The organism is Inquilinus sp. Marseille-Q2685 (assembly GCF_916619195.1).
In the GTDB taxonomy this organism is placed as follows: Bacteria; Pseudomonadota; Alphaproteobacteria; order DSM-16000; family Inquilinaceae; genus Inquilinus.
This window is the reverse complement of record NZ_CAKAKL010000011.1, coordinates 1-21,492: the sequence shown is the minus strand read 5'-3', so window position 1 is coordinate 21,492 and position 21,492 is coordinate 1. Positions and strand designations below refer to the sequence as shown.

19 protein-coding genes are annotated in these 21,492 nt (G+C 70.4%); 10 read left to right on the top strand and 9 right to left on the bottom strand.

The window, feature by feature from the left end; translation table 11 throughout:
* Positions 1-3 precede the first annotated feature (3 nt).
* Together LG391_RS30960 and LG391_RS30955 are read left to right on the top strand one after the other, a co-directional pair.
* A complete protein-coding gene (locus tag LG391_RS30960) occupies positions 4-2,397 on the top strand; it encodes an aldehyde dehydrogenase family protein (RefSeq protein ID WP_225772368.1) in 2,394 nt (797 codons plus the stop codon).
* 122 nt (positions 2,398-2,519) lie between these two features.
* Positions 2,520-3,248 (top strand): 4'-phosphopantetheinyl transferase superfamily protein, encoded by a 729-nt coding sequence (locus LG391_RS30955; protein WP_225772366.1) that lies wholly within the window; start codon positions 2,520-2,522, stop codon positions 3,246-3,248.
* 6 nt (positions 3,249-3,254) lie between these two features.
* Here the strand turns inward: LG391_RS30955 and LG391_RS30950 are convergent, their stop codons facing one another.
* Complete coding sequence (locus LG391_RS30950) at positions 3,255-4,184, bottom strand: LysR family transcriptional regulator (RefSeq protein ID WP_225772364.1); 930 nt, start codon at positions 4,182-4,184, stop codon at positions 3,255-3,257.
* A gap of 108 nt (positions 4,185-4,292) precedes the next feature.
* On the opposite strand from LG391_RS30950, the gene LG391_RS30945 reads away from it, so the two are divergent.
* On the top strand, positions 4,293-5,045 hold the full coding sequence (locus tag LG391_RS30945; RefSeq protein ID WP_225772362.1) for a 3-oxoacyl-ACP reductase family protein: 753 nt from the start codon (positions 4,293-4,295) through the stop codon (positions 5,043-5,045).
* 59 nt (positions 5,046-5,104) lie between these two features.
* Positions 5,105-5,473 (top strand): VOC family protein, encoded by a 369-nt coding sequence (locus LG391_RS30940; protein WP_225772360.1) that lies wholly within the window; start codon positions 5,105-5,107, stop codon positions 5,471-5,473.
* Between the two features lie 4 nt (positions 5,474-5,477).
* Here LG391_RS30940 and LG391_RS30935 read toward each other — a convergent pair whose 3' ends face one another.
* A complete protein-coding gene (locus tag LG391_RS30935) occupies positions 5,478-6,212 on the bottom strand; it encodes an SDR family oxidoreductase (protein WP_225772358.1) in 735 nt (244 codons plus the stop codon).
* A 90-nt stretch (positions 6,213-6,302) separates the two neighbouring features.
* Here LG391_RS30935 and msrB point away from each other — a divergent pair, with 90 nt between their 5' ends.
* The 4 genes from msrB to LG391_RS30915 all read left to right on the top strand — a co-directional run bounded on the left by msrB (position 6,303) and on the right by LG391_RS30915 (position 7,854).
* Complete coding sequence (msrB, locus tag LG391_RS30930) at positions 6,303-6,701, top strand: peptide-methionine (R)-S-oxide reductase MsrB (RefSeq protein WP_225772356.1); 399 nt, start codon at positions 6,303-6,305, stop codon at positions 6,699-6,701.
* A 121-nt stretch (positions 6,702-6,822) separates the two neighbouring features.
* On the top strand, positions 6,823-7,200 hold the full coding sequence (locus tag LG391_RS30925) for a PRC-barrel domain-containing protein (protein WP_225772354.1): 378 nt from the start codon (positions 6,823-6,825) through the stop codon (positions 7,198-7,200).
* A gap of 25 nt (positions 7,201-7,225) precedes the next feature.
* Complete coding sequence (locus tag LG391_RS30920) at positions 7,226-7,408, top strand: hypothetical protein (RefSeq protein ID WP_225772352.1); 183 nt, start codon at positions 7,226-7,228, stop codon at positions 7,406-7,408.
* 248 nt (positions 7,409-7,656) lie between these two features.
* A complete protein-coding gene (locus tag LG391_RS30915; RefSeq protein WP_225772350.1) occupies positions 7,657-7,854 on the top strand; it encodes a hypothetical protein in 198 nt (65 codons plus the stop codon).
* An 84-nt stretch (positions 7,855-7,938) separates the two neighbouring features.
* Here LG391_RS30915 and LG391_RS30910 read toward each other — a convergent pair whose 3' ends face one another.
* From LG391_RS30910 to LG391_RS30880, 7 genes are all read right to left on the bottom strand, one after another.
* A complete protein-coding gene (locus tag LG391_RS30910) occupies positions 7,939-8,163 on the bottom strand; it encodes a hypothetical protein (RefSeq protein WP_026870849.1) in 225 nt (74 codons plus the stop codon).
* Positions 8,164-8,408: 245 nt separating this feature from the next.
* On the bottom strand, positions 8,409-10,646 hold the full coding sequence (locus tag LG391_RS30905; protein ID WP_225772348.1) for a molybdopterin cofactor-binding domain-containing protein: 2,238 nt from the start codon (positions 10,644-10,646) through the stop codon (positions 8,409-8,411).
* Positions 10,643-11,149, bottom strand: a complete 507-nt coding sequence (locus tag LG391_RS30900; RefSeq protein ID WP_225772346.1) for a (2Fe-2S)-binding protein — start codon at positions 11,147-11,149, stop codon at positions 10,643-10,645. The genes LG391_RS30905 and LG391_RS30900 overlap by 4 nt, the downstream gene beginning before the upstream one ends.
* A 9-nt stretch (positions 11,150-11,158) precedes the next feature.
* Positions 11,159-12,535 carry a cytochrome c gene (locus LG391_RS30895; protein ID WP_225772344.1) on the bottom strand — a complete coding sequence of 459 codons (1,377 nt, stop codon included), beginning with the start codon at positions 12,533-12,535 and terminating at the stop codon, positions 11,159-11,161.
* Positions 12,536-12,661: 126 nt separating this feature from the next.
* Positions 12,662-13,378 (bottom strand): peptide-methionine (S)-S-oxide reductase MsrA, encoded by a 717-nt coding sequence (gene msrA, locus LG391_RS30890; protein WP_225772342.1) that lies wholly within the window; start codon positions 13,376-13,378, stop codon positions 12,662-12,664.
* Between the two features lie 491 nt (positions 13,379-13,869).
* A complete protein-coding gene (locus LG391_RS30885; RefSeq protein WP_225772340.1) occupies positions 13,870-15,288 on the bottom strand; it encodes a PBSX family phage terminase large subunit in 1,419 nt (472 codons plus the stop codon).
* A 260-nt stretch (positions 15,289-15,548) separates the two neighbouring features.
* A complete protein-coding gene (locus LG391_RS30880) occupies positions 15,549-16,967 on the bottom strand; it encodes a PAS domain S-box protein (RefSeq protein WP_225772338.1) in 1,419 nt (472 codons plus the stop codon).
* Between the two features lie 475 nt (positions 16,968-17,442).
* On the opposite strand from LG391_RS30880, the gene LG391_RS30875 reads away from it, so the two are divergent.
* Together LG391_RS30875 and LG391_RS30870 are read left to right on the top strand one after the other, a co-directional pair.
* Complete coding sequence (locus LG391_RS30875) at positions 17,443-18,441, top strand: GDP-L-fucose synthase (protein WP_304608581.1); 999 nt, start codon at positions 17,443-17,445, stop codon at positions 18,439-18,441.
* 604 nt (positions 18,442-19,045) lie between these two features.
* Positions 19,046-21,088, top strand: coding sequence for a calcium-binding protein (locus LG391_RS30870; protein WP_225772337.1), 2,043 nt, complete (start codon positions 19,046-19,048; stop codon positions 21,086-21,088).
* The last annotated feature ends 404 nt before the right edge of the window (positions 21,089-21,492 follow it).

Genomic DNA, 21,492 nt, shown 5'->3' with positions numbered 1-21,492 from the left:
GCCATGCCCCGGATCGCGGAGATTCTCGACACCATGGAGTACGGCCCGGCGCCCGAGGACAGCGGCATCGCCCGCGACTGGCTGGCGCGGCACGAGGCGGGCTTCGGCCATTTCATCGACGGAAAGTTCGTCGCCCCGGCCGAGGGCGGCCGCTTCGAGGTGCTGAACCCGGCCACCGGCAAGCCGCTGGCGCAGGTGGCGCAGGGCACCGCGAAGGATATCGACGCCGCGGTCAAGGCCGCGCGCCGGGCGCAGAAGGGCTGGGCGGCGCTGCCGGGTCCTGAGCGCGCCCGCCACCTCTACGCCCTGGCCCGCCACGTCCAGCGCCGCGAGCGGCTGCTCTCCGTGGTCGAGACCATGGACAACGGCAAGCCGATCCGCGAGAGCCGGGACATCGACATCCCGCTGGTCGCCCGGCACTTCTACCACCACGCCGGCTGGGCCTCTCTGGTCGAGACCGAGTTCCCCGGCTATCGCCCGGTCGGGGTCTGCGGCCAGATCATCCCGTGGAACTTCCCGCTGCTGATGCTGGCCTGGAAGGTGGCGCCGGCGCTGGCGGCCGGGAATACGGTGGTGCTGAAGCCGGCCGAGTTCACGCCGCTGACCGCGCTGCTCTTCGCCGAGATCGCGCAGGAGGCCGGGCTGCCGCCGGGGGTCCTGAACATCGTCACCGGCGACGGCGCCACCGGCGCCCTGATCGTCGAGCATGCCGATGTCGACAAGATCGCCTTCACCGGCTCGACCGAGGTCGGGCGGAAGATCCGCGAGGCGACCGCCGGCAGCGGCAAGAAGCTGTCGCTGGAGCTGGGCGGCAAGTCGCCCTTCATCGTCTTCGACGACGCCGACCTCGACGCCGCGGTCGAGGGCGTGGTGGATTCGATCTGGTTCAACCAGGGCCAGGTCTGCTGCGCCGGCTCGCGCCTGCTGGTGCAGGAGAGCGTGGCCGACCGGATGTACGACAAGCTGAAGCGCCGGATGGCGACGCTCCGGGTCGGCGACCCGCTCGACAAGTCGACCGACATGGGCCCGATCGTGGCCCAGGTGCAGCTCGACCGGATCAAGCATTACGTCGAACTGGGCAAGAAGGAGGGTGCCGCCTGCTGGCAGGATTCGGCGTCGCTGCCCAAGGGCGGCCTGTACTTCCCGCCGACCCTGTTCACCGGGGCGGAGCCGGCCTCGACCATCGCGCAGGAGGAGATCTTCGGCCCGGTGCTGTCGGCTTCGACCTTCCGCACCCCGGACGAGGCGGTGGCCCTGGCCAACAACTCGCGCTATGGCTTGGCCGCCTCAGTGTGGTCGGAGACGGTGAACCAGGCGCTGCACGTCGCGGCCCGGCTGAAGGCCGGCGTGGTCTGGATCAACTGCGCCAACAGCTTCGACGCCGCGGTAGGCTTCGGCGGCTATCGCGAAAGCGGTTTCGGCCGCGAAGGCGGGCGCGAGGGCCTGTTCGAATACCTGGTGCCGGGCTGGGAGAAGGACGCGCCGGCGCTGAAGCCCGTGGCCACGGCGCCGCTGGCGGCGGTGCCGCTGGGCGGCGACCGCGACCTGCCCTCGATCGACCGCACCGCCAAGCTCTATGTCGGCGGCAAGCAGGCGCGGCCGGACGGCGGCTACAGCTACAGCGTGCTGGACCCGAAGGGGCGGTCGCTGGGTCATGTGGGGCTCGGCAACCGCAAGGACATCCGCAACGCGGTCGAGGCGGCGCACAAGGCCAGCGGCTGGAGCGGCCTGGCCGGGCACAATCGCGCCCAGGTGCTGTACTACCTGGCCGAGAACCTGGCGGCGCGGTCCGAGGAGTTCGCCCGCCGGATCGCCGCCATGACCAACGCCTCGGCCAAGGCCGCGGCGGCGGAGGTCGAGGCCGCGGTGCGGCGGATCTTCTTCTATGCCGGCTTCGCCGACAAATATGACGGCCAGGTGCACGATGCCCGCGCCCGCCAGGTGACGCTAGCGATGAACGAGCCCTGGGGCGTGATGGGCATCCTGTGCCCGGACGAGGCGCCGCTGCTCGGCTTCGTCTCGCTGGTGGCGCCGGCGATCGCCATGGGCAACCGCGTCGTCGCCGTGCCCTCGCCGCGCCACCCGCTGGCCGCGACCGACCTCTACCAGGTGCTCGACACCTCCGACGTGCCGGACGGGGTGGTCAACATCGTCACCGGCGAGCGCGATGCGCTGGCGAAGACCCTGGCCGAGCACGACGACGTCGCCGCCCTCTGGTATGTCGGCCCGGCCGAAGGCGGCGCGGCGGTGGAGAAGGCCAGCGCCGGCAACCTCAAGGCGACCTGGACCAACCAGGGCCGCCGCCGCGACTGGCTGTCCGACGCCGAAGGGCAGGGCCGGGAATATCTGCGCCGGGCCACCCAGGTGAAGAACATCTGGCTGCCTTACGGGGAGTAGGGCCGGCCACTCTTTCTTATTGTCATTGCCGGACTTGACCCGGCAATCCAGAGAACATCGAGACCTTCTGGATACCCAGGGCAAGCCTGGGCATGACAGCAGGGGGCGGGCGAGGAGGGGTGATGTCGGACACCTGGGTCCTGCCGTCGGGCGTCCCCGACCTGCCGCCGGGACAGGTGCATGTCTGGCGCCTCCGGACCGACCGCGACCCGGCGGCCGCCCTCGCCCTGCTGTCGGCGGAGGAGCGGCAGCGCGCCGACCGGTTCCGCACCGGCCTGCTGCGCGCCCGCTACGTCGCCGCCCATGCGGCGCTGCGGCTGCTGCTCGGCCGCGTGCTCGACGCACCGGCGGACCGTCTGCGCTTCCGCCAGAATTCCTGGGGCAAGCCCGAGCTGGCGGAGGGCGACCTGCGCTTCAACCTCTCGCACAGCGGCTCCTGGGCCGTGGTGGCGCTGGCCCGCGGCATTGAGGTCGGGGTCGATGTCGAGGTGGCGCGGCACCCGCCGCCGATGGAGGTCGCGGGCATCGCCTATTCGGCGGCGGAGCGGGCGGCCCTGGCTGGCCTGTCCGGCGAGGCCCTGACCGCCGCCTTCTTCGCGGTCTGGACCCGCAAGGAGGCGCTGTCCAAGGGCATCGGCCGCGGCTTCTCCTTCGACTTCACCGGCTTCACCGTCAGCGCCGATCCGGCCGAGCGGACCAGCCGCCCGGTGCTGCCGCCGGACCTCGCCGGCGCCGACTGGCACCTGCACGACCTGCCGCCGCTCGAGGACGCGGCGGCGGCCGTCGCCGTCCCGACCGCTGGAATCGGCATCGCCGCCTGGCGCTTCGAGCCGGGGCTGTGGGGGCTGTAGCCGGCGCTATCCCCGGTCGCCGGCGAAGCGCTCGGCCAGGCGCTCGCGGCGGAAGGCCTCGGTGACGAAGTCGACGAAGGCGCGGGTCTTGGCCGGCAGCAGGGTGCGGCTGGCGTAGTAGATCGAGATCGGCCCGGCATCGGCGTGCCAATCGGGCAGCAGGCGGACCAGGGCGCCGCGGTCCAGATGCGCTGACGCGTCCATCACCGTCACCAGGGCGACGCCGAGGCCCAGAACCGCTGCCCGGCACATCGCCGCGGGATCGTTCAGCACCACGGTCTCGGCCGGCGTCGCCGCCATCTCCAGCCCGGCGGCGTTGCGCATCATCCAGTGCCTCACCCGCCCGGTGAGGGGCGAGCGCATGACGATGCCGTCCAGCCTGACCAGCCCCGCGGGATCGGCCGGCGGCGTCCGGCCCTGCAGCCAGGACGGCGCCGCCACCGCGACCACATGCGCCGGGGCCAGGATGCGGGACACCATGCCCGGCGTCAGCTCGAAGCCGGCGCCGATCGCCGCGTCGAAGCCCTCGGCCACAAGGTCGACCTGCCGGTTCTCGAACCGCCAGTCCGGGCGGATGCGGGGATACCGCTCCAGGAAGGCGGGCAGCAGCGGCAGGATGTGGTCGACGCCGACGGTCACGGCCATGCTGACCTTCAGCACGCCCGCGGGCTCGCCGCGGTCGGCCGACACCGCGGCGATCGCCGCCTGCAGGCTGTCCAGGCTGCTCCCGATCGCCGCCAGGAAGCCCTCGCCGGCTTCGGTCAGGGTGAGCTTCCGGGTGCTGCGGTGGAACAGCCGGACGCCCAGGTTCCGCTCCAGCATCGCCACATTGCGGCTGACTGCGGCCGGGGTCAGCGCCAGCCGGCGCGCCGCGGCGGAGAAGCTGCCGGTCTCGGCGCTGCGGGCGAAGGATTCCAGGTTGGCGAGGGTCTCCATGGCGTCACATCTTCAATGGATGCTTGTGACTGATTCCAGTCATTCCTCGCTAATCATGCGGCAATGCCGATGCGACATCCACTCCATCAATCATTGGAGTGTCCTCAGATGCCTGCCACCCATTCCCCGCTCTCCGGCAAGGTCGCCCTTGTCACCGGCGGCTCGCGCTCGATCGGCGCCGCCATCGCCAGGCGGCTGGCGGCGGACGGCGCCGCCGTCGCCATCACCTACAGCGCCTCGCCGGACAAGGCCGAGGGCGTCGTCCGCGCCATCCAGGCGGCCGGGGGGCGGGCGGTGGCGATCCAGGCCGATGCCGGCGACCCCGAGGCGGTGCGCGCCGCCGTGGCCCGCACCGCCGAAGCCCTCGGCGGCCTCGACATCCTGGTCAACAACGCCGGCATCGCGCTGGTCGGCCCGATCGACGAGGTGTCCTTCGCCGACTACCAGCGCATGATCGCGGTCAACGTCACCGGCGTGTTCGTGGCGACGCAGGAGGCGGTGCGGCACATGACGGCGGGCGGCCGCGTCATCCATATCGGCAGCTCGATGTCGCGCTATGCGGGATTCGGCGGCGCCTCCGTCTACAGCCTGACCAAGGCGGCGGTGGCCGGTTTCAACCGCAGCCTGGTGCGCGACCTGGGGCCGCGCGGCATCACCGTCAACACCGTGCTTCCGGGCCCGACCGACACGGACATGAATCCGGATGGCGGCCCGGTGTCGAAGGTCGTCGGCCCCGGCATCGCCGTCGGCCGCTACGGCCGGGCCGAGGAGATCGCCGGCGCCGTCGCCTATCTCGCCGGCCCGGAGGCCGCCTTCGTCACCGGCGCCGAGCTGATCGTCGACGGCGGCTTCACCTCCTGAGCGGGCTACTCGCCGGACGCCTGATCGGCGATGATCGGGCGACGGCAGGGGAGGGGCGAATGCTGGACCATGTCACCATCCGGGTCGGCGATCTCGAGCGGTCGAAGGCCTTCTACGACGCGCTGCTGGCGCCGCTCGGCATCGCCCGCCTCTATGCTGACGGCGAGACCTTCGCCGGCTATGGCGTGGGCCGCCGGGCCTTCTTCTGGATCGGCCTGCACGACGGTCCCGTCACCGGCACCCATGTCGCCTTCGCCGCGCCGGACCGGGCGACCGTCGACCGCTTCCATGCGGCGGGCCTCGTGGCCGGCGGCTGCGACCACGGCGCGCCCGGGCTGCGGCCGCACTACCATCCGGACTATTACGGCGCCTTCCTGCTCGACCCCGACGGCCACAATGTCGAGGCGGTGTGCCGCGAGGCGTCCTGACCGGTCAGGTGGCGAGGAAGCCGCCGTCGACCGGCACGATGGCGCCGTTCATCATCGCCGAGGCGTCGCCGAGCAGGTAGAGGATCACCTCCGCCACCTCCTCCGGCTGGGCGAAGCGGCCCAGCGGGATGCGGCCCAGCATCGGGCCGGACTTGGCCGGGTCGCTCCACGCCTTCACCGCCATCGGCGTCAGCGTCACCACCGGGTTGACGCTGTTGGTGCGGATGCCGTGCGGCCCCAGCTCCACCGCCATCACCCGGGTGATCTCGTCCAGCGCCCCCTTCGACGCGCAATAGGCGGTGTGGTCCGGCAGGCCGATCATCGAGGACACGCTCGACACGTTGACGATGGCGCCTTTCTGCCCGCGCCGGATCAGGTCGCGCGCCACCACCGGGGCCGCGATCATCGGCGCCCGGGCGTTCACCGCCATGATCCGGTCGAAAGTCTCGACCGAGGTGTCGAGGAAGGATTCCAGCGTCGTCGTGCCGGCGCAGTTGACCAGGGCATCGACCGGCAGCGCCTCGGTCGCCGCCCGGCACGTCGCCTCGGCATCGGCCAGATCGACCGCGATGCCGCGGCAGCCGGTCTCCTGTTCCAGGCTCGCCAGGTCCTCGGGGCTGCGGGTGGCGGCGATCACCTCGGCGCCGCGCCGGTGCAGCAGCACCGCCGTGGCCCGGCCGATGCCCTTGCCGGCGCCGGTCACCAGCACCCGCCGCCCGGCGAAATCCTGCCTGTCCACATCGTCCTCCCTATCCATCTGTGCCGTCGCCACCCTATATCAGGGTCGGGACGCCGCCGCCTCCCCCGGGGCCGGCCCAGGAGATCGATGATGCCCGAACCCTATCCCGTGACCCGCAGCGACGAGGAATGGCGCCGCATCCTGACGCCGGACCAGTACCGGGTGATGCGGCAGCACGGCACCGAGCGGCCGGGCAGCTGCGGCCTGCTGAGCGAGCACCGGCCCGGCGCCTTCTGCTGCGCCGGCTGCGGCAGCAAACTGTTCGAATCGAAGTGGAAGTTCGAGAGCGGCACCGGCTGGCCCAGCTTCAACGACCCGGTGCCGGATTCGGTCGAGACCACGGTCGACCGCAGCTTCGGCATGACCCGGATCGAGGTCCATTGCGCCACCTGCGGCAGCCATCTCGGCCATGTCTTCGAGGACGGGCCGCCGCCCAGCGGGCTGCGCTATTGCATCAACGGCGTGGCGCTGGACTTCAAGCCGGAGTGAGCCGGGGCCGGGGCTACATTCGAAAACAGCCCCGCAGGCCCCCGGAATCGCACAATCTGGAAAGGAACCAGGCAGCCGTCTCCTCCCGTTATACGTGTATTCGGGACGAGAGGAGACGGTCATGGAGCATCGTGAGGAGACGACCACGCTGATCTCCGGCGACAAGGTGGCCGGGACGGCGGTCTACAACACCGCGGGCGACCATCTGGGCGAGATCCACGATGTGATGCTCGACAAGGTGTCCGGGCGCGTCGCCTATGCCGTGATGTCCTTCGGCGGCTTCCTCGGCATCGGCGAGAAGTATCATCCGCTGCCGTGGTCGGCGCTGGAGTACGACACCAATCAGGGCGGCTATGTCGTGAACCTGTCGCGCGAGCAGCTGGAAGGGGCGCCGGTCTATGCCGACGATGCCCCGCCGCGCTGGAACCGCGAATACGAGCAGGACATCCACGACTATTACGGCATCAGCCCGTACTGGACGGGACCGTTGCCGCGCTGACGGAAGCCGGCGCCGGGAGGCCGCCATGCCGGAGCGGGTCGTCGATCTCTGCGACGGGAACGGCGTCGTGGTGACGAGCTACACCGTCATCCTGGCCGGCGATGCGCCGGATGAGGCGTATGAGTCCGAAGCCCTGCGGATGGCGGCGTTCGACGCCGCGGTTCCCGCTGATCGGCTCGCCGAATTGACGGCGAAGGTCCGGTCCTAGCGTCGCGGCCGGGCCCCGTCGATCCGGCAATCATGAATGTGACAGGAGGAACCACCATGAAGTGGGCCTTGATCGTCTCGGCGGCGGGGGCCCTGGCGCTGAGCCCCGCGGCCCTGGCCGATTGCCGCCAGGACATCGACCATGTCGAGATGCAGTTCAAGTAGGCGGAGGCGCAGAGCGGGCAGCCCGCGGCCACCCCTCATCAAAGCCAGACGATGCAGGGCAGCCAGGAGGGGGCCGCCGGCGCCATGCCCAGCACCGGAAGCGCGCCCGATGCCGCGTCCAGCGAGCATCAGCGGGAGGCGCTCAAAGGCGCCGGTCAGCAGTCCCCGCAGGAACAGTTCGCCGCCCATCTGCAGGACGCCCGCCAGCTGGCGCAGAACGGCGACGAGGCCGGCTGCATGGCGAAGGTCGAGGCCGCGCGCCAGCTGCTCGGCACGCGCTGACGGACTGCCCTATGGTCAAAACAGGATCGGGCCTGCGGAGATGGCTCTCCGCAGGCCCGATCCGTTCATGCGCCGATCTCCGGATCAGCAGCGTCCGACGGCGTGGCAGTTCGTCAGGCCGCCGACGGCAGCGCCGCCGACACCGCCGATGATCGCGCCGGTCCCGACATTGCCGCCGGTGACCGCGGCGGTGCCGGCGCCAAGCCCCGCGCCGATCGCGCCACCCGAAAGCGCCCGGGTGCCGGGGTCGCGGCCGCACGCCGCCAGGGACAGCGCCGCCGCCAGGATAAGCATAGCGGGCTTCAGCATCCTCATCTCCGTGCCTGTAACCATTTCAGACTTGGAAACGATGCGGGTCGCGAGATCGTTCCCATCCGCGGCGGCGACGGGAAGAAGTGTGGCATGAATGCCTCAGAGACCGTTTGGAATGCGCTGGCGTGAGTCGGCTGGCGGTGGTTTCGAGAACCGGAGCGCAGCGCACATTGGGTGCGTGAGCACCGGAAGCTTCGAGTCCGCCGTCAGACGGCCTCGCCAGGTGCATTCCAAACGGTCTCTCACACCCCGATCACGGCCTTGATCCTGGCCGCGGTCAGCGGCAGGTCGCGCAGCCTTTGGCCGGCGGCGTCGGCGATGCCGTTGGCCAGGGCGGCGCTGGCCGGGCCCTGGCCGGTCTCGCCGCAGCCCAGGAAGGGCGCGCCCGGCCGGTCGATGATGCGGACCTCGACGCTGTCCGGCACCGCGTCGAAGCGCAGGATCGGATAGGTCGACCAGTCGACCGAGGTGATCCGGCCCCGGTCGAAGCCGACGCTTTCGTACAGCGTCCAGCTCATCGACTGCAGCACCGCGCCCTCGATCTGGTTGCGCACGCCGTCCGGGTTGACCACCTGGCCGGTGTCGACCGCGGCGACCACGCGCGGCACGCGCACCTCTCCGGTCTCGCGCTCGACCGCGACCTCGACCGCCACGGCGCAATAGGCGGCCAGGTTCTTGTAGCGGGCGAAGGCGAAGCCGCGGCCGTGCCCCGGCGCGGCCGGCTTGCCCCGGCTCCAGCCGAAGGTCTCGGCCGCGGCGGCAATCACGTCCCGGGCGCGCGGATCGTCCAGGTGCTTCAGGCGGAACTCGACCGGATCGGCGCCGGCGGCCAGCGCCAGCTCGTCCATGAAGCTCTCGATCGCGAACACGTTCATCTGCGCGCCGAGCGAGCGCAGGGCCGAGATGCGCAGCGGCATGTCCGGCAGGAAGTGGTGCACCACCCGGGCGCTCTCCAGGGTGTAGAGCGGGATGGCGTTGCGGTCGCCGCCGCCCTCCGGCTGCGGCAGCGGGCGGGGGGCGGGCACCGGGAAGGGCCTGGCCAGGTGCCGGGCGGCCAGCAGGCTGCCGGCCGGGCCGGGACGCATCGAATGGGTGTTGCTCCACACCCCGTAGTCCCAGTCGGCGATGCGGCCGGTCTCGTCCAGCGTCGCCCGGGCCTGGGCCACCATCGCCGGGCCGTAGGGCTCCCAGGCATGCTCCTGCTCGCGCATCCACTGCACCCGCACCGGGCGGCCGGGCAGGGCCGCGGCCAGCAGGGCGGCGTCGGCCGCAGCGTCGTCGGCGCCGTTATGGCCGTAGCAGCCGGACCCCTGGACATGGATGCAGCGCACCTGCTCGGGCGGCCGTCCCAGCATCTCGGCGATCGCCTTGCGGTCGGGATAGACGCCCTGGGTGTGGGTCCAGACGGTCAGCAGCCCGTCCGGATCCTGCCGCGCCACGGCGCAGGACGGGCCGATCGACCCGTGCAGCAGATAGGGCCGGGAATAGCGGGCCTCCAGCGTCCGGCCGGACGGCACGACGGCGGCGCGCCGGTCCAGGATCGGGAAGTCCTGCGCCGGCAGCGCCAGCAGCGCCTCCGTCAGCCGGGCCTGGTCCGGCAGCTTGGCGTCCTCTTCCCATTGCGCCGCGGCGGCCAGCAGCCGCATCGCCTTGATCGCCTGGAACTCCTGCTCCGCCACCACCGCCAGGAAATTGCCGTCGCGCACCACCTTGACCACGCCGGGCAGGGCTTCGACCGCGCCGCTGTCCAGCGCCGCCAGCCGGGCGCCGGTGCCGGGCGGCCGCACGATCCGGCCGTGCAGCATCCCGGGCAGGCGCAGATCCTGCACATAGGCCTCGCCGCCGGCCACCTTGGCCGGGATGTCGATCCGCGGCAGCGGCCGGCCCATGACCCGGAAGGCGGCGGGGTCGGTCAGCTTCGAGTCCGGCCTGGCCTGGACGTGCAGCGACAGGGCGGCGGCCAGGGTGCCGTAGGAGCGGCGGTTGCCGTTCGGCGCCACCACGTTGCCGCCCCCGATCCGCAGCCGGTCGACAGGGGCCCCCATCTGCCGCGCGGCCCCGCCCAGCAGGATCTCCCGGACCTGGGCCGCGGCGTGGCGGATGGCGGTGCCGCTGTCCTGCATCGAATGGCTGCCGGCGGTGTAGCCTTCATTGGCGGTCCGCCCGGTGTCGGCGGTGATGACGGTCGGCGTCGCGAAGGACAGGCCCAGCTCCTCCGCCGCGATCTGCTGCAGGGCGGTGGCGATACCCTGGCCCAGCTCGGCCTTGCCGGTGAAGACGGTGACCGCGCCCTTGGCATCGACCCGGATCCAGGAATCCAGGAAGGGGGCGTCCTCCAGGCTGCCGGGCAGGGCGCCGCTCAGCTCCGGCGTCTCGGCCGCCTGCTGCGCCAGGCCGGCGGGGGCCAGGGCGAAGCTGACGACGAGGCTCCCGGCGCCCTGCAGCACGCCGCGGCGGGACAGCGCGGGGCCGGCGCTCACAGCGCCGTCTCCCGCGGCGCCGATCGTCGCGGCGTGACGTCGGCGCTCCGCATCTCCTCCGCGGCGCGGCGGATCGCGCGCAGGATCCGCATATGGGTGCCGCAGCGGCACAGATGCCCCTGCAGCTGGCGGCGGATCTCGGCGTCCGAAGGGGTCAGGGTCTTCCGCAGCAGGGCATGGGCCCGCATCATCATGCCGGGGATGCAGTAGCCGCACTGCGCCGCCTGCTCGGCGATGAAGGCGCGCTGCAGCGGGCCGGGCTCGTCCTCGGTGCCCAGCCCCTCCAGCGTCGTCACCTCCTTGTTCTCCGCCAGCAGCACCGGGACGACGCAGGAGAACGCCACCTCGCCGTCGACCAGCACGGCGCAGGAGCCGCACTGCCCCAGGCCGCAGCCGTATTTGGCGGCGTTCAGCTGCAGCTCCCCGCGCAGGACGTACAGCAGCGGCGTGTCGGGATCGGCGGCGATGGTCTGCCGGCGGCCGTTGACCTTGAGCTCGATCATGACCTCTCCCTAATGGCTTGCGGCTGCGGCGGCGGCCTCGCCGTCCCCGGCGGCCCGGACCGTGGCCTCCAGCTCCGACCGGGCCCAGCCCGGCCGGCCGCCGCCGAAACGGGCGCGCAGGTGGTCGGCCAGGGCCACGAGCTGCCGGTCCGACAGGGCGGCGGCGAAGCCCGGCATGATCGGGGCGGGGGCGCCGTTCCTCGGCGGGACGCCGCCGCGGATGATGCGGATCAGGTTGGCCGGGCTGTCGGCCGTGATGGCGGAGCTGAGCCGCAGGTCGATGCCGCCGAAGGGGGCGGGGCGGCCGCTCTCGTGGCATGCGGCGCAGGCGCTGGCATAGATCTTGACCCCGATGTTCTCCGTCTCGGGAATCGCGGCGACGGTCTGGCTGCCCGCCGATTGCGGGCGGGTGCCGGGGCCGGCCGGGACCGCGGCGGCTTCCGCCAGGGTGTCGCCGCGCTTCCGGGCCTCCGCATCCGGGGAGCCGATCACCGAGGCGACATAGGCGGCGATCGCCCGCACGTCGTCCTCCGGCACCGTGGCCAGGCTGTCGGCCACCGGCGCCATCGGCCCCTGCGCCGTGCCGTGCAGCCCGTGCCAGCCGGCGCGCAGATACTGGAACAGCGACTCCTCGGTCCAGGGCACCGGCGCCGGCGACCCGCGGCCGATCGGCACGGCGTGCCAGCCCTCGGCGTCGCCGCCGGCGAAGCGCCGGTCGGTCTCCTCCGCGCCGAACAGGTTGCGCGGCGTGTGGCAGGCGCCGCAATGCGCCAGCCCCTCGGCCAGATAGGCGCCGCGGTTCCACTGGGCGTTCCTTGCCGGGTCGGGCCTGTAGGGGCCGGGCTGCAGGAACAGCAGCTTCCAGCCGGCCAGCACGAAGCGCTGGTTCAGCGGGAAGGGCAGGTCGTTGGCCGGCGCCCGCGCCTCGACCGGCCGGCGCGTCATCAGGAAGGCGTAGAGCGCCCGGTTGTCCTCGTCGCTCACCAGGGTGAAGTGGTCGTAGGGGAAGGCCGGGTACAGGTGCCGGCCCTCGCGGTCGACGCCCTCGCGCATCGCCCGGCCGAACGCCGCCTCCGACCAGCGGCCGATGCCGGTCCCGGGGTCGGGGGTGATGTTGGTGCTGACGATGGTGCCGAACGGCGTCGGCAGCCTCAGTCCGCCGGCGAAGGGCCTGCCGCCCGGCGCGGTGTGGCAGGTGCCGCAATTGCCGATCGAGGCCAGCTCGGCGCCCTTCTCGACCAGCGCCGGGTCGAAGCCGGCCGCCGCCGGCGGGTCGACCGGGTCGATCGGCGGCCGCCAGGCATAGGCGGCAAGCCCCGCCGCGCCGCCCACGATCAGCAGCAGCCCGACCCCAAGCGCTATGCCGCCAGCCTTCAGCAGCCCCATGGCGACCCGTCCCTTGCCCGCCGGCCGGTCCTCTCGCGGGATTTCGGCCGGTGCATTCCTGGTTATGCGAGGGTCGGACAAGACGGCCGTCCTGGCCAGGGGCGATTTGTCGCCGCTCCGCTGCCCTCAGTTGGTCGGCTGGCCCGCCACCAGAACCGGGTCGGCCCGGTAGTCCTCCGGGAACAGGCGCTGCAGGGCCTCGACCTTCGGCAGGTCGTTGATCGCGATATAGGGGCTGGTCGGGTGCAGGGTCAGGTAGTCCTGGTGATACTCCTCGGCCGGATAGAAGGCATGGCCGGCCTCGATCCTGGTGGCGATCTCCGCGTCGAACACCCCGGCCCGGCCCAGCTGCTCGATATAGGCCTTGGCGATTCGCGCCTGCTCCGCATCCGTCGGGAAGATCGCCGAGCGGTACTGGGGGCCGACATCCGGCCCCTGGCGGTTCCGCTGGGTCGGGTCGTGCGCCACCGAGAAATAGATCTGCAGGATGCGGCCATAGCTGATCCGGCGCGGATCGTAGGTGATCTTCACCGATTCCGCATGGCCGGTGCCGCCGCCGCCGACCGTCTCGTACCGCGCCGTCGCCGCGTCGCCGCCGGCATAGCCGGACACGGCGCTGGTCACGCCCCTGACGTGCTGGAACACGCCCTGCACGCCCCAGAAGCAGCCGCCGGCCAGCACCGCGGTCTCCGATTCGGCGCCGGGGGCTTCGTCGACCGCCGGCGGCGGCACCAGCCGCGCCTCCTCGGCGGAGGATCCGGTCACCGACAGCCCGGCGGCGACCGCGAGCAGCGACAGGGCGCCGGCGAGGGCAGGCAGGGAAGGGAAGCGCTTGGACGTCACGATCCGGATCTCCCGTTCGGGCCCGCAGGGGCCTCGACACCCGGTTCGCCGAAGCCGGCCGCCGGGTTACGGAGGCGGAAGAGGGGTGAATCTCAACTTTATTGTCATCGCCGGGCTTGACCCGGCGATCCAGGGGCCGCCCAGAGCGGCATCGACATTCCTGGATGCCCGGGTCAAGCCTGGGCATGACAGCTATAAATTGAAGATCATGATCTGAAGTTCTGCCTTTGGTTGCTGCTGAACCTCAACCGGACAGCCGTGGGTCAAGCCCGGGCATGATAGTCATCATGGAACTCGATCGCGCCGGCTCGGCTAGTGCGACAACGGAATTTCGGTGACAGTGCACAAATTGGCTGGTGGCCAGATAGGTTGGAGTGGACCCCGCTGGTGAGATACGAGAATAGGATGACATGGCCGATCGGAGGCTGAATGCCCAACAAGCCAGTTCCACCCGGATTTTCCGAACGTGCCGATGTCGGTGGCGATGCCTGTCACACCCATTTCATCGAGGTGTCGTAGGTGCTGCGCCTCTGCCCTTCGACGGCATAGCGCAGGGCGTCGACGGCGTGGTTCCCGCGGTCCTCCAGCTCGGACAGGATCACGCCGGTCTTCGGGTCGGTGCGGTAGCTGTACAGCGCCAGCTCATCGATCAGGTGGCGGCAGCGCGGATGCACCAGGATGTCGTGCGCCTTCAGGAACTCGACGCCCTCCTCGACCGACCCCGGCCCCTTGGCCGATCCCTTGATGGCGCCGAAGCCCTGGCGCTGCATGTAGCTGATCGTCTCCGGCCGGGCGCTGTCGGCGATGATCGGGCCGCGCCGCGCCCCCGGCACGGTGTCGAACAGGGCCGGGGTGCGGTCGATCTCGCAGCCGACCTGGTACGCCTCGTGGTCGACGAACAGCGTCCGCCCCTGCACGAAGCAGCGCACCAGCACGGTCGGGTCGCGGGCGAAGCCCCAGTCGGCGCCGAACAGGAAGCGGGCGCCGGCCGGCGTCTCGAACGCCTCCACCTTCCAGTTGGTGAACACCCGCGCCTCGCTGACCCGGCGATACCCGCCCAGCCAGACATGCTGGTGCTTCTCCGGGTCGCGCTGCCGGTCCCATTCCATCTCGGCCTTCAGCACCTCCGGGAAATGCGGGTTGTCGGACCAGTTCACCGGCACCAGTTCGCAATCGGGCGGCAGCGGGCCGCCGCGGAACAGCGCGTCGACCGGGTCGTCCGGCCGCACCGGGTTCCAGGAGAACCACAGCTCCGACCCCGGCTTGCGGATCGTCGGGCGCAACAGGTCCAGGCTGCGGATCGACAGGGCCTGCGCCTCCTCCACCCAGGCGATGTCGTAGCCCTCCAGCGACTTGATGCTCTCGGCCGTGTGGTTCTGCATGCCCTGGAAGATGATCCGGCCGCCGCCGGGCCCGAGGATGCGGTCGGCCTGCACCCGGAAGGCGGACCCCAGGCCGAGCGCCTGGATCTTGTCCTCGATCAGCCGCTTGACCGACTGGTCGAGCGACCGCTGCACCCCGCGGATGCACACCGCCCGCACCGGCGCCCCCTCGACGCAGCGCCGCACCAGCAGCTCGGCGAAGACATGCGACTTGCCGGAGCCACGCCCGCCATAGGCGCCCTTGTAGCGGCACCGGCGCTGCAGCGGCCGGAACGCGGGCGCCAGCTCGAGCAGGGGCAGGGCGGGGGGCGCGTCTTCTTCTCCGTCTTTGTCCAGCTCCCGGCGGAAGTGCTGATAAGCCTGCTCCAGCCGCCGCAGCTCGGCCGCGTCCTGGCCGGCGCCGGGGGCCAGCCGGGCCTCGGCCGCGCCGGTCAGCCGGCGGATCCGCTCCGGCAGGCGCTCGCCCCGTCGCCGCCGCCCGGCCACCGCCGCCAGGCACAGGATCAGGACCCGCGGCCTTGTCGGCATGGCCCGTCTCCCGGCGCTGCCGCGGCGCCGGCGGGCGAAGCCCGCCGTGGCGCTGCCCCGAAGCTGCCCGGCGAAGCCGGCCCAGCCCGGATTGCGCCTCGTCATACCCTTCCGCATGTCGGCCTCGCATGAAAAAGCCCGCCGCGGCGGGGCCGGGCGGGCGCAACTGTCTGACTGTGCCAGAACTATGCCGCGCGATGCGGCATCATGTCAAGAACAAATGGGGAACACAAGTTGGGCGGGTGCGCGATCCAGGTGGCCTATCTCGGGGCTGAGAGGGGGAGCGTGATACGAATGCCCAGCCCGCTGCGGCGCCAGCGCCGCGTGAGGCTGCCTTGCAGTTGCCCCTTGATCGTGCTGTCCAGGAGCCGCGTTCCGAAGCCGGCCGTCTTTGGCGCCGACGCGACCGGCGGGCCGCCGCGCTCGACCCAGCTGAGATCGAGCCGGTCCGCATTCGTGGCCGAGTTGATCTCGACCTGTCCGCCCGGAACCGACAGGGCGCCGTATTTCGCGGCGTTGGTCGCCAGCTCGTGGAAGACCAGCGCAAGGCCGGTGACGGCATGACCCTCGATCGGGACATCCGGTCCTGAGACCGAAACCCGCTGCCCCGCAAGATCCTCATAGGGCGATACGATCGTCCGGATCAGCGCATGCAGCGTGGTCGGCGTGGAGGCTTTCCTGCGATCGAGGTCTGCGAGGGTGAGCTCATGCGCCCGGGACAGGGCGCCGAGGCGCCCCTGGACGGCCTCGACCAGCTGCTCGACGGTGCTGCTGGACCGCCCACTCAGATTGACCACGGCGCCGGTCAGCGCGAACAGGTTCTTCACCCGGTGGTTCATCTCGCGGAGCAGCATCTCCTGCCGCTCCTGCGCCCGGCGCTGCTCGGTGATGTCCCGCACGATCGTCGAGGCCCCGACGATGCGGCCATTGGCATCCCTCACGGGCGACACCGACAGCGAGACCTCGACCAGGCTGCCGTCCCGGCGACGCCGCACCGTCTCGAGATGGTCGATGCGTTCGCCCGCCCTCAGGCGCGCGAGGATGAGGGCTTCCTCGTCGCGGCGGTCGAGGGGAACCAGGATCAGGATCGGCTTGCCGATCATCTCCTCGGCGGCATAGCCGAAAAGGCGCTGCGCGCCGCCGTTCCAGCTCGTGATCGTGCCTTCGAGGTCCTTCGCCAGGATGGCGTCGTCGGAGGATTCCACGATGGCCGCGAGGCGCTGCGCCGTCAGCTCCGCCCGGTGCCGCTCGGTGATGTCGATCAGGATGTTGACGGCCCCGGTCAGCTCGCCGGCGGCGCTGAACAGCGGCGCCGGGTAGGGGATGAAATGCACCCGGCTGCCGTCCGGGCGCTCGGCGATGGTGTCGAGGCCGAGCACCGGACGTTTCGCGCGAAGCGTCTGCGCCAAGGCCGTCTGGCTGTGCGGCAGGGGCGTCCCGTCCGGCCGGAACAGCTTCCAGGCGCCGTTGTATCTGGCCTTGCCGATCTCGGGCCGGACGCCCCAGAGCCGGACCGCGGCGTCGTTGTGGAAGGTGATCCAGCCCTCCGGGTCGGTCATGTAGACGGCGACGGGAAGGGTCCGCAGCAGAGACTGCCACTGCAGCTCGGTCGCGAGCCGGCCGAGCTTGAACGGTGTCGCCCGAGACACGGGATCGGTCGACCCATGCGGACCTGTCATCCGGCCTTCCTCGATCGGAGAGCGCCGCACCCTGCAATTCCCAGGGAGGCAGCGCTGGTCTCAAGCGTATCCCCGGGATGACGGAAAGCAACGAGGCGGGCCGGCGTCGGCACCTTCGGCGACTCCGCGCAGGCCGCCATGGCAGGGTGGCCCGGACTCCCGCGTCTGTCCGGGGCATCGAAGTGCCGCGGCGGCAACGATGCGGGCGCCGCTCTCGGCGTCCCGGCGGAATAGGGGCCGCATCCGGGACGTCCTGGGATGGCGGGCGAAAGCGGCAGGAGCGGCGATGCCGGCGCAAGGGGGCTGCGCCCTCGGCAGAAGACGATGCTGGTCGCCGGCCGTATTCGCGCTATCTCTGTTGTCGAAGTGCTCAGGTCGATTAAGGGCGCCTAAGTAGAACTTAAATTAAATCAGACAAAAGAAATATAAGTCAATGAGACATCGGAATGAAAAGGCTTGGACGGAGAGGCCAGGAATGTCGAACGGATCTGCCGGCCGGCCGCTGGAACTGCAAGGCAAACGGGTCTGGGTGACCGGCCACAACGGCATGGTCGGTTCGGCGCTTGTGCGGCGGCTCGCCCGGGAGAACTGCACCTTGCTGGTGGCCGACCGGTCCGCGGTCGACCTGACCTGCCAGGCCGCCACCGAAGCCTGGATGGAGCGGGAACGGCCGGAGATCGTGTTCGCCGCGGCGGCACGGGTCGGCGGCATCGTCGCGAACACGACCTATCCCGCCGACTTCCTGTATCAGAACCTGATGATCACGGCGAACGTGCTTCACGGCGCGTACCGCACCGGGGTCGAGAAGCTGCTGTATCTCGGGTCGAGCAGCATCTATCCGCGCGACGCCGCCCAGCCGATGCGCGAGGACCAGCTGCTGACCGGCCCGCTGGAGAAGACCAACGAGGCCTATGCGATCGCGAAGATTGCCGGGGTGAAGCTGGTCGAGACCTATGCCCGCCAATATGGCTGCCGCTTCGTCTCGGCGATGCCGACCAATCTCTACGGCCCGAACGACAAGTTCGATCCGGAGACATCCCACGTGCTGCCGGGGCTCATCCGGCGGATCCACGAGGCGAAGGTCCGGGGCCAGCCCACGGTCGTGCTGTGGGGCTCGGGCCGGCCCCGGCGCGAGTTCCTGCATGTCGATGACCTCGCCGATGCGTGCGTGGTGGTGATGCGGCGCTATGATCAGCCGACCCCGATCAATATCGGCGCCGGGTCCGACATTGCGATCGCCGATCTGGCCGCCTTGGTTGCGGCGGTCGTCGGTTACCGGGGGAGCTTCAGCTTCGACACCAGCCGGCCCGACGGCACGCCCCGGAAGCTCCTCGACGTCAGCAAGATCGCGTCGCTGGGCTGGGCGCCGGAAATCGGCCTGCCCGAAGGCATCCGGGCGACTTACCAGCATTGGCTCGCGACGGGCGGCGGTTCGCCGCCGGTCGCGCCCGGCGTCGTTCGCGATGCGGTCTGACCGCATATCGATGCGCCCCGAATCGCGCCGCGGCGCCAGGTCCAGGCGGTAGCGGACAGGTCCGGACCAGATCCGGCCTGACGGGATTTGATGCTTCCATTCTGGCGGGGGCTGTTGGGCGCCTGCCGGGGCTGGACCGCAGCGGGATTCGCCGCGGGGCGCCGCTTCTCCAGCCGGGTGGGGGCGGCCCGCGGGTGCCGAATGGGGCCGACATTGAAACCGTCGTTCATAACAGTCTATGCCGGGCGCCTTCGGCCGCATCAAAATACCCGGATCGTTTATTGAAAATTACGTAAATTGCTGCGGTTCCCTATTGCCAGCTGACAGGACTTCGTTCATAGAGAGCCGGCGCTGACGAGAATTGGGGCCACTCGCATGTCGGTCACAATACAGACAGTTGGGTCATTGACGCCGAGCGGCTGTCTCCCGTGGACACGTCGAGCGCGACGGATCGTGGCGCCGTCCTCGTAGGACGCTGTGTGATCCTGGCATAGCAATATTAGTATCTAAATATGAAGCCAGCCCTATTGCGGCGGCTGTGATCCGTTTTGTGATCAACGCACCGGCACTGGCGGTGCCATCAAGATGAGAAGGGGAAAAGACGATGGCCGTTATCAACGGAACTGAAGGCGCTGATAATCTCGTCGGCACAGACGATGCTGACACAATCAATGGCCTGGCTGGCGACGATGTCCTGGATGGCCTTGGGGGCGCCGATGTGATCGATGGCGGGGACGGTTCTGATTTGGTCAATTATTGGAGCTCGCCAGATGCGATCAATGTTGATCTTTCTTCCGGCGTTGGAAACGGAGGCGACGCTGCCGGAGATGTATTGATCAACGTTGAGAATTTAACCGGATCTTTCTTTAATGACGTTCTTGCCGGCAATGCTGCGGATAATTACCTCCAGGGCCTGGACGGCAATGACGTCATCTACGGCCATGGGGGCAACGACGCTCTCGCCGGTGGAAACGGCAACGACGAGCTGATCGGCGGCGAAGGCAACGACACCCTGGACGGCGGGGACGGTGACGACGGTCTCCAAAGCGGCCTCGGCGCGGACCACATCATCGGCGGCGCCGGATATGACCGCCTGGGGTATTCCGCCTCGTCCGCCGGCGTGTCCGTCAACCTCGCGACCGGGACCGGCAGCGGCGGTGATGCCGAAGGCGACACCATGGAAGGCATCGAGTTCGTCGGCGGCTCTGCCTTCGACGACACCCTCATCGGCGACTCGCTCGCGAACGTGCTGGAAGGCCGCGACGGCAATGATGTGCTTGACGGCGGGGACGGCGACGACTCGCTCAGTGGCGGCGCCGGCAATGACGTCCTGAGCGGCGGCTACGGCTGGGACACCTTGAACGGCGGCGACGGCGTCGACACCGCCGACTACACCTTCTATGGCGCCGATGTCGGCGTGAACCTCTCCACCGGCCAGGCGACGTTCGACAGCTCGGGGCAGTTCGAGGCCATCTCCGGGATCGAGAACGTCCGCATGGGGGCCGGCAACGACACTGTGATCGGCGACGGTACCGACAACGTGCTGGAGGGCGGCGCCGGAAACGACATCCTCGGCGGCTTCGGCGGTGCGGACCGGCTCGTCGGCGGGGACGGAATCGATCGGGCGACCTATACGGCCTCGACCGCCCGTGTGGTCGTGGATCTCCTGGCCGGCACCGGCAGCAGCGGCGACGCCGAGGGGGACACCCTCAGCGGCATCGAGAATGTCAGCGGCTCGGCGTTCAACGACTATCTCGCCGGCGCTGCGGGGGCCAACGTCCTGGACGGCGGGGCGGGCGACGACGGTCTGGGCGGCTCGGCGGGAGTCGACACCCTGGTCGGCGGCGACGGCGTGGACATGGCGGACTACATCACCTCGATCGCCAGGGTGGTGGTCAACCTCGGTGCCGGCACGGCCAATGGCGGCTACGCCACGGGCGACACTCTGATCGGCATAGAGAATCTGCGCGGGGCGGCCTTCAACGACATCCTGACCGGCGACGACGGCGCCAATCGTCTCTCCGGCCTGGCCGGTACCGACACGCTCAACGGCGGCGCCGGCAATGATGTGCTGATCGGGGGGGCAGGGGCCGACGTCCTGACCGGCGGTGCCGGCTCCGATACCGCCCAGTACGACAATGCGGCCGCCGGCGTGACCGCGAGCCTGGCCGACGCTCCCGTCAACACCGGGGACGCCGCCGGGGACACCTATAGCGGCATCGAGAGCCTCTTCGGCAGCGCCTTCGACGACAGCCTGACCGGCGACGCCGCCGCCAACTACCTGATGGGCTGGGGCGGCGACGACACGCTCCGCGGCGGGGGCGGTGCGGACCGCCTGGTCGGCGGCGCCGGCGCGGACACCTTCGTCTTCGCCGCTGTCAGCGACTCCCGGGCCAAGGGCGCGTTCGACCTGATCACCGACTTCTCGCATGACGGGGGCGACCGGATCGATGTGTCGGGGATCACCGGCGGCTCCGGCAGCTTCATCGGCTCGGCGGCGTTCAGCGGCACCGCCGGCGAGGTCCGCTTCGTGGCGGGAGCCTCGGAGACCAACGTCTACATCGACGCGAACGGCGACGGATATGCCGATGGGCAGATCCGCCTGGTCGGCTCGGTCTCGCTGGTCGCGGGCGATTTCGTGCTGTGACGGTTACCGGCTCGGGTGCCTCGTGCGCCCGAGCCTCTTCGCTCCGCGATGCTCTGTGGCATTCGAACACCAGCGGCACGAGTTTGGGCGAAATGCCAACCGCTGATGCTGATGCGCTGTCCGGAACCGGTGTCCCAATATCCAAGAGGCGGCGCCCGGCTGCGATGATCCAGCCCTGATCCGGCCGCCGCGGGGACCGCCCATCCCGCCGTCGCGGCAGGAGTATGATCGCAGTAGTATTATCGGCCGTCTGTGTTCATGCTATGTTCCATGGACACGACGCAGACCGACCAGGACCTGGACCCGGCGGCCGCTCCCGCAGGGGAGCGGACGGCGGATCTGCGCGTGCTCGACCGGCTGGTCGAGATGGGCATGGAGATCGCCGAAGCCACCCGCACCGAGGC